The organism is Flavobacteriales bacterium (assembly GCA_020635395.1).
Lineage (GTDB): Bacteria > Bacteroidota > Bacteroidia > NS11-12g > UBA9320 > UBA987.
Genome location: JACJZV010000002.1, coordinates 85,555 through 99,625, shown reverse-complemented (window position 1 = coordinate 99,625; position 14,071 = coordinate 85,555). Strand labels below are relative to the sequence as shown.

The following is a 14,071-nucleotide window of genomic DNA, read 5'->3' as shown; positions in this document are numbered from 1 at the left end:
GAGCGGACTCAAAATTTCAAGAAGTGACCGTTTTCGTCAAGGTTTTGCCAAATTATACCCCAACGAAAAGCCCCATCGGGTGTTTTTGCCGTTTGGCACCGCAAACACGTTTAATGGCAGGTTCATATCGCCACTTCTGAAAGATTTGCCAAAGGCAAATACCAAGTTGGCTTGCCCATAAACAGAGCCTCTACTATCTAATTTTAATTCGGTTGGCAGGTTGTTTACGTTTGCAACATCAGCTGGTCTTACCCAAGTTTGAGATTGCTCGTCAAAATATTTGTTGGCTTTTTTGGTAAAAGAAACTGTAGGGCCAAAGCCAAATTCAAAACCGGAACGGCTATCTCTTATACCGTTCAAAACAGATAAACTGGGCAAAAACAGACTTTGATCGAGTCCGGTAATTTGTGGTATAAACTCGATTAAACCCTGCATATTGCTGCCGCTCAAATACTGTGTTTCAAACTGATAGCCAAACATAAACATATTGGCGGAGGCATCATAACCGCCATTGTTGCGGCTGGCTTTTAACACCGAAGCAGCCTCGCCACCAAAAAATGCCATACCAAATCGTGGCCCGGATAGGTCGAGATATTTTTGTTCGGTGTTGTATTGGTTGGCCATCACTTTTGGGTCGGTCAAACTTTGAAGAATGCCATTATCAATGGGCAATCCAAATAATTTTTGAGCAAGCAATTTTAGCATTACATCTGCTTTTAAGGGTTGGTCAACAAACTCAATGCGTGCCGTTTTGGATTGGATATTTTCATTGGCCGAAACCAATTGCAATGAGCCATAAATGCTGCCCGCCAACCTATTCAATGAACCGGACAGAGCAAAATCGCTTGAGGTGGCAGCACACACTTTTCTCATACAAACCTCATCGTTGCAGGCTCTTTTTATAATGCCCTGTTTATCAATGATACTGGCCACGATAGCATTGTTTTTTGGCGTGTATTCGGGCAAATTATACTCTGTAAAAAGCTGAAGAAAATCAGTCAATTGGTTCTCGGTAAACGTTTCGAGATTGGAGTTGACATTTACAATAGCTACTGATTTTGATTGGGCGATTGATAGAAAAGACAAACAGGCCAAACATGTTGCGAAAAATAATTTTTTAGTGTTCATAATCATACATTTTGTTGAGGCAAAGTTGGCCCGAAGCAAACCGTAGAAAATTGCAAATGAGCGTTGGCCGCACAAAAGTTTTAGAATATTTCGCGTTAGATACTTGAATTTTTTAGTAGAAATAGTTCGGTAATTGCATGATTCCGTTTTTTGTTAATTTTGAGTTGCATATTTTGCAAATTATATGGAACAATCATTTCAAGAAAAATTTGTTGACTATTTGAAAAAGTCAGTTTCTGTCAATGTGCTATTGGCTGATGAGTTGGCCGAAGTGTTGGCCGTTTCAAAAGATAGTGCCTACCGCAGATTGCGAAGCGAAACCCCATTTACCATTGACGAGGCCATGAAGGTTTGCAGCCATTTTAAACTTGACTTGAGTTTGTTTTTTAATAAACTGAACCAGTCTATTACCTTTAAATTCAATAAATTGTATGATTTGAAAGGGGGTTTTGAGCAATATCTTTCAGGTATAAAAAACTTTATCGACTATGCGTCCAAAACTGGCGGCAAGATCATTTATGCTGCAGAAGATGTGCCTATTTTTCATCATTTTGACTATCCGGCATTGGCCACTTTCAAACTTTTTTATTGGCAAAAAGCGGTACTCAATGAGTCGAGTTTAGTAGGCCAACGATTTCGCAAAGAACTTATCCATCCGGATACTTTAAAGTCGGGCAAAGATTTGCTGGAAAGTTACAACAACATTGAAAGCACTGAAATTTGGACCGAAGAATCGGTAAACTCTACCCTACGGCAAATTTTATATATGGTAGAATCAGGTCAGTTTGAAAGTTTTGGCGATGCCGAAGTAGTGCTGCACGAGGTTCGACAAATGATGAGTGACCTGCAACAAAAGGCCGAAAAGGCCTCGAAACTCAACGACTCTTCAAAACAAAATCTGACAATCTACAACAGCGAAGTGCTTATAGGCAACAACTGCATTTTGGTAGAACACCCCGAAGTGCCCACCGTTTTTATAAGCCACAATACCTTTAACTCACTTAGCACTACCGATGCCGATTTTTGCAGCGAAACCTCCAAATGGATGCAAAACCTAATCAGAAAATCTACCCTTATAACCGATGTAAGCGAAACACACCGATACCGTTTTTTTAAAAAAATAAATGCCGAAATTGATGGCTGCCAAAAGGCGGTGGAGCGGATGGGGATTTAAAAATTTGAATCTACCACCCATTTTGGGTTCAACTTCCGTTCAAAAGCAAGGAATGTAAACCGAACTTTAGCCAAATATAAGTGACACACCTGTGTACCCTAAGAATGATAAAATGTGAATTTTTCCATATCAGCAAACATATTTTTTCTTTGGATTTAGACCACATCAGACAAGTTCTAAAAATCTTAGTATTTGCAGGGTTATGGGTAAATCATTTTGGCAATTCTCGTGGTGAAATGGTCGCCAAAATTGGTAACAACGGTGGCTATGTACACGGCTTCGGGCAAAATCCATTAAGGAATTGAAACGTTTGAAGGGTTGAGTTTAGCATAGAATCAGCACTTGATATCTGGAAGCGACTAAGTATTTATGAATTAGTTATTTGCTAATTTTAATTCTTCATATTCATCGGGGTAAACTAACCAACAAGTTGGTCTTTTTCTTAATCCAAGCCCAATTATTTATTACAATGTTAAAAAGGATATAATAAATTGGTTGTCAGCACTTTACACCAAGTTGAATCGGAGGTTTTATTAAAATATTATAAATTTACTTTCAGCAAACCATGCAGAATTATCTTTTTGATACTTCTCTTTAACCCGACATTTATGGTTCGTTTCTGATTCAAAATTAAACCCATACTTTTCTGAAGTTACTTGTTTCTATCAGCAAAAAAGGGCAACGCACAACACGCTGGCTTTGGTTGCCTCTTCAAAAGGCACAATTACGTCGAAGACAGCATTTTTGTCTTCTGTATCAAGCTGACTTTATCTTCATAAAGTACACGAAGGTGTTACAAAAGCGTATCCCGTGGAATGAAAAAGACTTAATGACACCAAAATATATGAGAAATATTTCAAGCCTAATTACCCCTTGCCGGTTAGAAATCACAAAGGGGATAAAAGCTTAACTACATTTTCACGGTGTTGATTCAAGCAATTGCTCGGTTCTTTTTACCACACATACTGCACCTTGTTTTGAAGCAATGCTTCACCCGTAAAGGTTTGAGTGCCAGTTGCTTTGTCATATATCGCACAGTCGTAGAGTACTCTATTTTTATCAGGGAAAATTTCTTTAACAGTAATTTTTGCCTCATAAGGTGTATCCACAAACATCGGTTTTAGCCATTGCATGGTTTGTTTCATGTACACATGGCCGTCTACCTTCCATAAAGCACCAAAAATTTTGGTAAAAACGCTGCCCCCCAAAAAACCATGAATAATGTTTCTACCAAATGGACTGTTTTTACCGGTTTCTTCATCTATGTGCAGCGGATTAGTGTCTCCAGTAACCTTTGCAAACGTGTTTACGTCCTCTTGAGTATAACTAAATTCGTGAACGAATTCATCTCCTAAATTTATCATAATGTAAATTTTACTTTTTTAATTTGCAATTTTAGTGTTATCACCAAACAAAATTGTAATTTTGCCGCGATTTTAAAAAGAAAAAACAATCATTTATAATGACAACTAAAAAAAATTCTAACAATTTCTTTGAAACAATGCTTGAAGCTCAAAGTAGTTTCGTGAATGAATTGGCCGAAAGTACTAAAAAAATTGTTAAAGAAATGCCGATTGTGCAAGAAACAATTGCTCAAACTCAAAAAATCTATAGCGATTCTGCCGAAGCGGTTAAGAATTTAGCGAATGAGGTAGGTTCTCAATTTGAAAAATCAACAAAAGAAATGGAACAAAATTCTAAAGAAACTCAAAATTATTTCCAGCAATGGTTTGAAAACCAAATGAATATGGCCAAAAACGTATTCGAAAACAGTACCAAGAATGCGTCAAATCCATTCAATTTTGAAGCCAACAACCAAGAGTGGTTCAAAAATTGGACAAACAGCTTCAATCAAGCCAACAGCTATTGGGAAAATATGATGAAAAACAACCCATATAGCTCATGGATGAATAACAATCCATTTGGAACTTGGGCTCAAAACAATCCTTTTTGGAACACCAACAACATGCAATCAAAATTTAACGAAGGCATGAATTATTGGAGCAATGCGGCCAAGCAATATTTCGATATGATGAACAACAGCTACAGCGATTGGACAAAAAACTTTGTGGATCCTACTGCTGCTGAATCATTTAAAGGAATGAACAACATGGCCAACACCTTGTCTTCTTTCTTTGAAATGTGGATGCCAATGATGAAAAATATTCAGGACAAAACCTTTAACAAAGAGGTTTTTAATCAATTTATGAATCCTGAAAAATACAAAGCATTTATGGATCAGTTTTTTAGCTTTATGCCTGATAGTGCTAAACAATACATGGATCAAATGAATCAACAATTTGTTGCTTCAATGAAACAAATGACCAACCCAATGATGAACCAGTACAATGCATTTAAGGCTCAGTACAACAACACTCCTTGGGCCAATATGAATCCATTTGCTAAAATGTGGGAAAATTACAGTCAAATGAATAGTGCATTTGCAAATGCAGCAGCACCTTTTGGCAAATTAATGGCCGACAACAGCAACTATCAAGCGTTTAACGTATGGAACGACATTTACAATCGTATGGTTGAATTCAATATGAAAAACAACGAATTGCAATATATGATGTACATGCACGGCGTTAAAGTAATGGACAAAACTGCGGATAATCTTATCCAAAAAATTCAAAATGGAGAAACTATTGACAGCATTATCAAAGTTTACCAAGATTGGATGATGACAGGTGATGAGATTTTCTCTAAAATGTTTGAAAGTGATGAGTACAGCAAATTAATGACTGAGGTGAGCAGCTTGCAGTTAAAATTGAAAATGGATATTGAAAAACAAATGGAAAAAACCATTTTGGCCAATATTCCAGTAGCTACTCGCACCGAAATGGACGAAGTTTATCAAAACATATACAACTTGAAAAAGATGTATAGAAACTTGGAGAAAATGTTTGCCGCTCAAAACGAAACACCTAAAAGTGAATCGGACAATACAACTGCAAACAAAGAAACTACGGCTACCAAAACAGCTGCAAGTGCAAGTTCAAGAGCAAAAAAGAAATAATTTAAAGAACAATTAAAAGTGAAAGCCTGAAAACTTTTTCAGGCTTTTTTCATATAATTTCACCTTAAAATTTTAAACAAAAAATGTTAAATACAAGTGCAATATTTGATGAGTTTGTAACCGTTTCTGAAAAAATGAAAAAAGGATATGAAACGTTGCAAAACATTGGTAATGTGGAAGTTGCCACCACACCAAAAGAATTGGTTTGGGAATGCGACAAAGTAAAAATGTTTCATTACAAAAGAGACACTCCAGCTAAAACAACCATTCCTGTATTGGTTTCGTTTGCTATAATGAACCGACACGATGTGTTGGATTTGCAACCTGATCGTTCGTTGATGAAAAAATTGTTGGACGAAGGATTGGATATTTACATTATGGATTGGGGCTATCCCACCCGAGCCGACCGCTACTTATCTATGGAAGATTATATCTTAGGATATATGAACGATGCGGTGGACTTTGTAAGAAAAACCCACAATGTAGAAAAAATTCACAAAATGGGCATCTGTCAAGGTGGGTTATTTAGCATGATTTACGCAGCTATTTTCCCCGAAAAATTGCAAACGCTCACCACTTATGTAGCTCCTTACGATTTTACCAATACCAACTGTAACATGTTGTATAAATGGACTAAATATGTGGACGTTGACACTATGGTAGAAAGCATGGGAACTATTAGTGCTGACGTGATGAACAGTGCATTTAGTATGCTAAAACCAAGCATGGATGTGGCCAAATACTTTGGCGTGTTAGACATGATGCACGATGAGGATAAATTGATGAACTTTTTGCGAATGGAAAAATGGAAAAACGATTGTCCTGATTTGTCTGGCGAAATGTACCGAAAATACATCAAAGACCTATTTAGAGACAATAAACTCATCAAAAATGAATTTGAATTGGGTGAATATAAAGTCGATTTGAAAAACATGACTGTTCCATTTTTGAACGTGTATGCTACAGAAGACAACATTATTCCAAACGAATCTTCATTAGGAATAATGGACAAATTGGGGACAAAAGACAAGCAAGAATACGCATTCCCAGGTGGACACATTGGTGTATTTGTGGGTGCAAAATCTCAAAAAGAATTAGCTCCAAAAGTAGCCGAATGGGTACTTGAGCGTTCGTAGTTATCTGCAAAAAATTGTAATAAAAAAGCCGAAGCAATGATATGCTTCGGCTTTTTTATGGATTGGGGGGTAGAGTTACTTGATAGTTGATTGGGAATGAATCATAGCCTTGTTTTACCAGCTTCCACCTGCTCCGCCGCCGCCAAAACTACCTCCTCCAAAACCACCGAAGCCTCCAAATCCGCCACCACCAGAAGAGCCACCACCTCCCCAATTTCCACCCGGACCTGGGCCAATATACCATCCACCTCTTCGGCCTTGATAGGTGCGTCCGCTGTTTTCTCCAAAAGAGGAGAAAATAATAATTATGATGATGATGACAAGTACAATGACCCAAATGGGAAGTCCTTTATATTGGTTAGTGTTTTTATACTCTCCACCGGTAATTGAGATTACCTCATCCACAGCCTCGTTGAGTCCAACATAATAGCCGCGTTTTTTAAAATTTGGCAACAATACATAGTCTACAATCCGGCCTGCACGTGCAGCCGTTAGAGAACCTTCAAGCCCTCGGCCAACCTGTATAAACACTTTTCGATCTTCCGTGGCAACAAAAATCAGTACACCATTTTTGTTGTTTTTGTCGCCAATACCCCACTCATTAGCCACTTTCACTGAGTAATCAAAAACTGGCTCTGTTTCTAACGATTTCTCCAAGAGTAACACTACTTCATTGCTCGTTGAATCGTAAAATTCTTTGAGTTTTTTTACAAGTCGAGTCTCTTCATCGGGAGATAATACATCTGCAAAATCATTTACAAAGGCTGCATCGCCCATGTTATGAGTAGGTACTTCTTTAGCATAAGCAGAAAACACCCAAGAAATTAAGACAACAATAAAACCTATTCTACGACCCATAGCTAATATCGTTAGAAAGTTCGTTGCCCAACGTATCATCGGCAGAAAAATACTTTTTGAGTTGCTCGGCTGCTATATTTATTCCGTCAATAATACCGGCAGGAATATCCCCTTTTATAAATTCTGCAAGCATAATTTCTTTGGTTTTATCCCAAAAATCATCGCCTACTTTTTCGTGTATTCCTTTGTCGCCAATTATGGCAAACTTGCGGTCGAACATAGCCACATAAATCAACACTCCGTTTCGCAACTCGGTTTCTTCCATTTTTAAATGAGTAAAAACATTCTTTGCTTTAAAAACGGGGTCGCTTTTGCAGTATTCATCCACATGAACCCTGATTTCGCCCGAGCATTCAGACTCTGCCTTAGTAATGGCATCCGTTATTTTCTTTTCAACCTCGGTTGAAAATGGTTTCCAAGACATTTAAAAGATTCTAAAAATTGAAGCCCTATTGCTTTAAAGCATCATTTACATTGGGAGCATTTTCAGTTCCTGGATTACTTTTGAACAAGGGCTTTTCATAAAAACCTAATATACTGGCATAAAACACATTTGGAATACGCTTTATTTTAATATTAAAATCTGTGGCAGCTGTTGAGTATTCGTTTCTAGCAAATTTGATTTGATTTTCGAGCTCGTCATACGAATATTCAAAATCACGATACAACTGAACAGCCTTTAAATCGGGATATTGCTCGATTACTGCCAACAGTTTCCCCAATGCTCCTGTAAATTGGCTTTGGGCGGCCTCAAATTGAGCAAGCGTCTCAGGGGTTAAGTTATCGGCTGAAATATTAACGCTCGTTGCTTTTGAACGTGCTTCGATAACGTCAGTAAGTGTTTGTCGCTCATAATCAGCAGCATTCTTAACAATAGCAGCTAATCCTTTTACCTTGTCCGCTCTGGCTTGATAGGCTGATTCTACCATTGCCCATTTCTCATCTACTTTTTTGCTTTGCGTGAGCATGCCGTTATATCCGCAACCTCCAAGAAGCAGTACAAATGCCAAAACTGCCAATAAAATTTTTGTTGTATTTGTCATATCGTTTTCGTTTTTAGTGATACAAATGTAGAATTAAAATGTTACTCCTTGCCGATTAAAAAGCATAAGTAAACGATAAACTACCCTTATTTATTTATCCCACACTTGTTTCTTCGGTGGGGCCGATGGCATTTTGGTGGGGCTCAGAAATTTTGGCATCGTCTTTTTGCGGTTTGTGCCACATCAATCCTATCATCATTACCAAAATGGACAACAAAATTACCTGAATGACAAGTGACCTGCTGACTAACATAATTTTGTCGTTTTCTTTTACGGATATAAAAAGAAGTATGGTTATTAATCCGCGAGGTGCCACAAAAAGCAGTGGGGCGATGGGCAGATTGGTAATTGTTAGTTGAATAAAGCGGAAAGCATAAATAATTGCAATGATTGAAAGAGCCCAAACAAATGTTTCGGGGTTCAAAATTTCTTTTGTTTCCATCAAAAAACCGAACAACAGGAAGAATAACGAACGTATCAAAAATGCGGCCTCAATGGTAAGTTCCTCCAATTTGTGAACCTCTTTATCCAACCCCTCGGGGTTGAAAAATTTCATCCATTTTACATTTTTCAACTGATCTAAATTGCCGAGAAATAGACCCAAAATCATTACAAAAATCAACGCAGGAAGATGGCTGATTTTTGCCAATTCATAAATCAGAATAATTAAAATGATAATGGGTACAAATTTGATATGATGCTCTATTTTGTTGAGCAGATACGACATGAGCAGCGTGGCTGCCATGGATATAATAATCATAATAATCAGTTGCCCGCCAAATACGGCAAAGGTTTTTCCATTGATAATTTGATGAAAGGATATAAAGTTAAAAAACAACACTCCAATTACATCAGAAAGGCTGCTTTCGTATGTAATAAACTCCCGATTTTTTCGATGCAAATGCCGAACACTGGGTATGGCAATTGCACTGCTGATAACTCCAAACGGGATGGCATTTACGATACCTTGCCGAAATGTACACCCAGAAAATTCTACAAAGCCATATCCAATTAGAAAAGTCATGGCCAACATGGGCACTATGGTACCCACAAAGGATTTGTTGATTATGCCAATTTTTGAAATATTCAGTTCTAAATCAATGGTGCCTTCCAATACAATCAAAATCAATCCAACGGTTCCAAAAACTGGGAGAAGTGGCTCTAAATCGGGAAAATCGAAACCAAAAAAATGTACCGCCTGACGGACAACCCAACCCAAAAGCAGCAATAAAATAACTGTCGGAATTTTGGTAAAAGCCGCCGTTAAATCGAAAAAGTAAGCCAGTAAAAGGAGAACGCAAATTGCTATTATTACTTCCATAAACATTGCGATTATATTGCTTTATAGCAACTATATCAAACTAAAATGGATTGTTGAGGGTAGATTTTCTACGATTCCTGTACCTCAATGCCAAGCCACTCTCTTATTTGGTAGCGGTTTCTTTCTCGGGCAGTTCGGCTGATTAATTCGCCTAAAAATCCGGCAACAAACAATTGAACACCAATAATCATGGCCAAAATGCCAAGATAAAATAGCGGTCGTTGGGTCATTTCATATTCATGCCAAATCCATTTTGCCACTGATAAATATAGGGCTATCACAAAGCCTCCGGCAAAAAATAACGCTCCGAGAGAACCAAACAAATGCATGGGGCGTTTTCCGAATTTGCCCACAAACATAATGCTGAGCAAATCTAGCGGCCCATATACAAAGCGGCTTAAACCGAATTTGGTTGTGCCATATTTTCGGGCTTGATGTTGAACAACCTTTTCTCCAATTTTGTTAAATCCGGCCCATTTTGCAATAACGGGTATGTAGCGGTGCATTTCACCATACACTTCAATATTTTTAACCACCTCCACGTTGTAGGCTTTTAGGCCGCAGTTCATGTCGTGCAATTTTACACCACTCATGCGGCTGGTAACTGCATTATACAACTTTGTCGGGATGGTTTTGCTTATGGGGTCGTATCGCTTCTTTTTCCATCCGGAAACCAAGTCAAAACTCTGCTCAGTTATCATTTTATAGAGTTCCGGAATTTCGTCGGGAGAGTCTTGCAAATCTGCGTCCATTGTTATGACAACTTGCCCATTGGCATATTTAAAACCTTCGTTTAAAGCCGCTGATTTGCCATAATTTCTTCTAAATCGGATGCCCTTAATGCAACTGTTCTGTGCCTTCAATTCCTCTACTACTTTCCATGAATTGTCAGTACTACCATCGTCAATAAACAACACTTCATACGAAAAGTGATGAGCATTCATTACTTTGTCAATCCACGTCGCCAACTCGGCTAACGATTCATCTTCGTTAAAAAGTGGGATAACTATAGAGATGTTGTTCATAGAGGTTGCGAAGTTAAAATTTAAAACACATTGTATTTAACCCCATTCACAACCGCAATACACTTTCCTGTCAATTCGCCGCCGAACAATGGATTATTGGTAGAAACCGAGAGGTTTGATTTTTTATCGTAAAGCCATTTTTTATGCAAATCGGCCACAAAAAGGTTGGCAACTTGCTTTTTATTTATTTCTATTTTGGGTTGATTGAGTAATTTTCTGGGATTGATGGAGGTTTTTTTAACCCATGTTTCAAGCGATATTTCTTTTGAAAGATATTGGGAATATACAGAAAGAAAAGTTTGAAAGCCATTAATTCCGTTTCTGGCATAATCAAATTCCACCAGCTTGTTTTCAATGTTTTGAGGATTATGGTCGCTCACAATGGCATCAATCGTGCCGTCGTTTACGGCTTTAATCAAAGCCTTTCTGTCTTTTTCTGTTCTAAAAGGGGGAGATACTTTATAGTTGGTGTTATAATCAACCACCGAAGTATCATTAAAAACCAAATGCCAGATACTCACATCGCAACTAATTTTTTTTCCCTGGCGTTTAGCTTTTCTAATTATTTCCACGCTTTTGGCCGAAGAAATATGCGAAAAATGAATATGAGCCTCAGCATAATCGGCAATCTCAATTTCCTTTAATAATTGTGTGCTTTCCACAATATCCGGTTGCTGTTTCAACCCGGTGTGAACTGTGGTTGCACTTTCATTTACCTGTGCATTAGCCACCAATGTTTCGTCAAGGGCATGGCTCATTATCAATCCTCCAAACTGTTTGGAATAAAGCAAAGCTCTCAACAGCACTCCTCCATTTTTATAGGATTTATCTCCATTACTAAATCCTACGGCCCCTGCCGATGTCATGTCAAACATTTCGGTAATATCGCCCGACTCTAAATCGTGCGAGGCACAACCAATGGGCAGTAAATCAGGTAAAACATAGTTTTCGTGTTTCTTTAAAAACTCAATTTGAGCCTTGGTTTGTGTTAGGGGCAATGTGGTAGGCTGAACAGCCAAGGCGGTAAATCCACTAAAAGTGGCCGCTTCGCAACCATTTTTAATGGTTTCTTGGTGTTCGTATCCGGGTTCTTTCAGTTGGCAACGCATATCAGCCATGCCCGGCATGATTATTAAGCCATGGGCATCAACAACCTCTATGGCCTTTGCCGAAATATTTTTGGTAGATATATCATCGATAACTCCATTTTTAATTAAAATATCGACTTCTTTGCGATTAAACTCGCTTGCAGGGTCTATGACTGTACCCCTTTTTATGAGTATTGAACGATCAGACAACGCCTATATTTTTCTCCAATATTGCTGTTTTTGACTCGGTTGGCCAAAACCGCAGCAAAAGTATTTCAATTGCCAAAAATATCAAGGCCAGAATAATGCACAGTTTCCAAAATTGTTTGCCAAATTGCATTTCGCCAATAGTTTGGTTCACAAATGATGCGGCATTCTCAACCTTTGTAATTTTTGCCCCGGGCAATAATTCTTGCAATTCATCAGCTTCGTAAAATTCATTTCCTGATTCTTCCCGACTATAATTGAACGAAACCAGCTGAAATAGGCTATCGCCGGCCATAAGTTTCAATGTTTCGGCACTCAAATCGTCAAAACCTGCATCAACAAATTGGCTGCTGCTTTGACCATTTAAAACCGGCACCCACTCAGCCTTTTCTCCAACCAATTTTACTTCGCCCTGTCTGTTCTTTATTTCCGGTACAGCTTTAAATAAATTGTGATTATCAATGGTGTAGCTCAACGAATAGTCAACCGACCGATTCATGCTCATTTTAAGCATAAGAGGAGGGAAAAAGCCATGTTTTTGAAAATTGCTCCAATCATCGTTTAGCGGAACTGACAGTTGATAAACATTTCCCGAGCCATGCTTGGAGCTGGTCAGAAAAGCACTTTCGTTGGCCATTTTTAACAAAATAGATGCCGTTTTGCCAGCGGTTTCCATTTGATAATACTTTAGCACCTTTGGCATATCCACATTGTCGGGCATTTTTTCAAAAACTTTTTCAAACAATGGGTTGCTCAAATCTATTTTCCCTATTGCCTTTTTTTGCGTTTGTATTTGGCCATAAGTAGGCAGTTGCATTGCCTGAGAAAGATTTTGCAAATAGCCATTAGCCGCCGCTTTTGATGGCACAATCAACAAACTTCCGCCATCGCTGACATAATCAGAAATGGCAGAAACCAAACCTGAACTCAGTTGAGGTACTTCATTTAAAACCAACAAATCGGTGGTTTTTAGTGTTGATAAATCAATATTGCCGGATTGCACATTTGCCACCTTATAATATCCATCTCTGCCAAATGCTTTATTCAAAAAAACACTTTGTTCGGCACCATTGGCCACCAAAATGTTAATGTTTGATTTTAGATTAAAACTCAAGAAATAATTATCATCAAAGGTTATGGGTGCATCCTCAATTGAAAGTTTGGCATTTTGCCACCCACCCAGATTTAGGCTAAATCCCAGCTGAACGGTGGCACTTCCATTTTCAGTCAAATCAAAACCGGAGACTGCTTTTCGCTCATTATTTATATCCAGATATAGGCTGGCATTGCTAACAGAATTAGAGCCATGGTTGCTAATTTTTACAAACATCACAATGGGTTCGTTGAGATGCAAAACGGGGCTTTCAAACCAAGCCGTATCAATGCTTACATTGTTGGCCGCATTAGATTCTACCGGAATAATAATGGCTTGCAAGCTGCTATCAAAGTTGGAAGTGGTTGGCAAACTTGATTGGTGTTTTTGCAAATCGCTAAACACAAAAATTTTGCGGTCTGCTACTCCATTTTTCGTCAAACTATTTTCTATGCTTCCCACAACCTCATTCAATGATTTGCTGATTTTACTTATTTGAATTGCATCAATGGCGGCAATAGCATCATCTTGATTTACAGGTCGTTGAGCCATTCTGGTGTTCGACGAAATTAAAAATCTATCCGAGGCCTGATAGGCTCTAACCACCTGCCGAGCTTTCTCCTTTGCCTCTTCTATAAGGGGGCCGTTGCTCCCTTCGTTTTCCATACTAAACGAGTTGTCTATGTAAATTCCAACCAATTGATCGGTAGAATGAATCTTTTTATTGTTTAATGGAATATACGGCTGAGCAAACGCAAAAACTAAGAATGCCACCGCCAGCAGGCGGCTGATTAGCACCAATAAATTTCGTAGTTTCTTGACGTTTTGGGTCTCCTTTTGAACACTTTGCAAAAACCGGACATTCGGGAAAAGCACTTTTTTGTATCGTCGGAAATGAAATAAATGAATGATTACCGGAATGGCCAGCAACAATAACGCCCACAAGAAATTCGGATAAACAAAATTCATTTTAAACTAT

The 14,071-nt window shown here is 38.3% G+C and carries 12 protein-coding genes; 3 read left to right on the top strand and 9 right to left on the bottom strand.

The window, feature by feature from the left end; translation table 11 throughout:
• Nucleotides 1-36: 36 nt before the first annotated feature.
• Nucleotides 37-1,086 (bottom strand): hypothetical protein, encoded by a 1,050-nt coding sequence (locus H6607_06705; GenBank protein MCB9262047.1) that lies wholly within the window; start codon nt 1,084-1,086, stop codon nt 37-39.
• Between the two features lie 226 nt (nt 1,087-1,312).
• On the opposite strand from H6607_06705, the gene H6607_06700 reads away from it, so the two are divergent.
• Complete coding sequence (locus tag H6607_06700; GenBank protein MCB9262046.1) at nt 1,313-2,302, top strand: hypothetical protein; 990 nt, start codon at nt 1,313-1,315, stop codon at nt 2,300-2,302.
• A 953-nt stretch (nt 2,303-3,255) separates the two neighbouring features.
• Here the strand turns inward: H6607_06700 and H6607_06695 are convergent.
• Nucleotides 3,256-3,666: a MaoC family dehydratase gene (locus H6607_06695; GenBank protein MCB9262045.1), complete on the bottom strand. Its 411-nt coding sequence runs from the start codon at nt 3,664-3,666 to the stop codon at nt 3,256-3,258.
• A 137-nt stretch (nt 3,667-3,803) separates the two neighbouring features.
• On the opposite strand from H6607_06695, the gene H6607_06690 reads away from it, so the two are divergent.
• A complete protein-coding gene (locus H6607_06690) occupies nt 3,804-5,321 on the top strand; it encodes a hypothetical protein (GenBank protein ID MCB9262044.1) in 1,518 nt (505 codons plus the stop codon).
• An 83-nt stretch (nt 5,322-5,404) separates the two neighbouring features.
• Nucleotides 5,405-6,457, top strand: a complete 1,053-nt coding sequence (phaC, locus tag H6607_06685; protein ID MCB9262043.1) for a class III poly(R)-hydroxyalkanoic acid synthase subunit PhaC — start codon at nt 5,405-5,407, stop codon at nt 6,455-6,457.
• Nucleotides 6,458-6,571: 114 nt separating this feature from the next.
• Here the strand turns inward: phaC and H6607_06680 are convergent, their stop codons facing one another.
• The 7 genes from H6607_06680 to H6607_06650 form a co-directional block, all read right to left on the bottom strand.
• Complete coding sequence (locus tag H6607_06680; GenBank protein MCB9262042.1) at nt 6,572-7,315, bottom strand: TPM domain-containing protein; 744 nt, start codon at nt 7,313-7,315, stop codon at nt 6,572-6,574.
• A complete protein-coding gene (locus tag H6607_06675; GenBank protein ID MCB9262041.1) occupies nt 7,305-7,739 on the bottom strand; it encodes a TPM domain-containing protein in 435 nt (144 codons plus the stop codon). The genes H6607_06680 and H6607_06675 overlap by 11 nt, the downstream gene beginning before the upstream one ends.
• Before the next feature lie 25 nt (nt 7,740-7,764).
• Entirely contained in the window at nt 7,765-8,325 is a 561-nt protein-coding gene (locus tag H6607_06670; protein MCB9262040.1) for a LemA family protein, read from the bottom strand.
• Nucleotides 8,326-8,452: 127 nt separating this feature from the next.
• Nucleotides 8,453-9,685, bottom strand: a complete 1,233-nt coding sequence (locus H6607_06665) for a sodium:proton antiporter (GenBank protein ID MCB9262039.1) — start codon at nt 9,683-9,685, stop codon at nt 8,453-8,455.
• 62 nt (nt 9,686-9,747) lie between these two features.
• Nucleotides 9,748-10,704: a glycosyltransferase family 2 protein gene (locus H6607_06660; GenBank protein MCB9262038.1), complete on the bottom strand. Its 957-nt coding sequence runs from the start codon at nt 10,702-10,704 to the stop codon at nt 9,748-9,750.
• A 20-nt stretch (nt 10,705-10,724) separates the two neighbouring features.
• Nucleotides 10,725-12,002 carry a dihydroorotase gene (gene pyrC, locus H6607_06655; GenBank protein ID MCB9262037.1) on the bottom strand — a complete coding sequence of 426 codons (1,278 nt, stop codon included), beginning with the start codon at nt 12,000-12,002 and terminating at the stop codon, nt 10,725-10,727.
• Nucleotides 11,995-14,061, bottom strand: a complete 2,067-nt coding sequence (locus H6607_06650; GenBank protein ID MCB9262036.1) for a BatA domain-containing protein — start codon at nt 14,059-14,061, stop codon at nt 11,995-11,997. The genes pyrC and H6607_06650 overlap by 8 nt, the downstream gene beginning before the upstream one ends.
• Nucleotides 14,062-14,071 lie beyond the last annotated feature (10 nt).

Coding starts and splice junctions, on each gene's coding strand:
- H6607_06700 (MCB9262046.1), top strand. CDS start 1,313: ATGGAACAATCATTTCAAGAAAAATTTGTTGACTATTTGAAAAAGTCA.
- H6607_06695 (MCB9262045.1), bottom strand. CDS start 3,666: ATGATAAATTTAGGAGATGAATTCGTTCACGAATTTAGTTATACTCAA.
- H6607_06690 (MCB9262044.1), top strand. CDS start 3,804: ATGCTTGAAGCTCAAAGTAGTTTCGTGAATGAATTGGCCGAAAGTACT.
- phaC (MCB9262043.1), top strand. CDS start 5,405: ATGTTAAATACAAGTGCAATATTTGATGAGTTTGTAACCGTTTCTGAA.
- H6607_06680 (MCB9262042.1), bottom strand. CDS start 7,315: ATGGGTCGTAGAATAGGTTTTATTGTTGTCTTAATTTCTTGGGTGTTT.
- H6607_06675 (MCB9262041.1), bottom strand. CDS start 7,739: ATGTCTTGGAAACCATTTTCAACCGAGGTTGAAAAGAAAATAACGGAT.
- H6607_06665 (MCB9262039.1), bottom strand. CDS start 9,685: ATGTTTATGGAAGTAATAATAGCAATTTGCGTTCTCCTTTTACTGGCT.
- H6607_06660 (MCB9262038.1), bottom strand. CDS start 10,704: ATGAACAACATCTCTATAGTTATCCCACTTTTTAACGAAGATGAATCG.
- H6607_06650 (MCB9262036.1), bottom strand. CDS start 14,061: ATGAATTTTGTTTATCCGAATTTCTTGTGGGCGTTATTGTTGCTGGCC.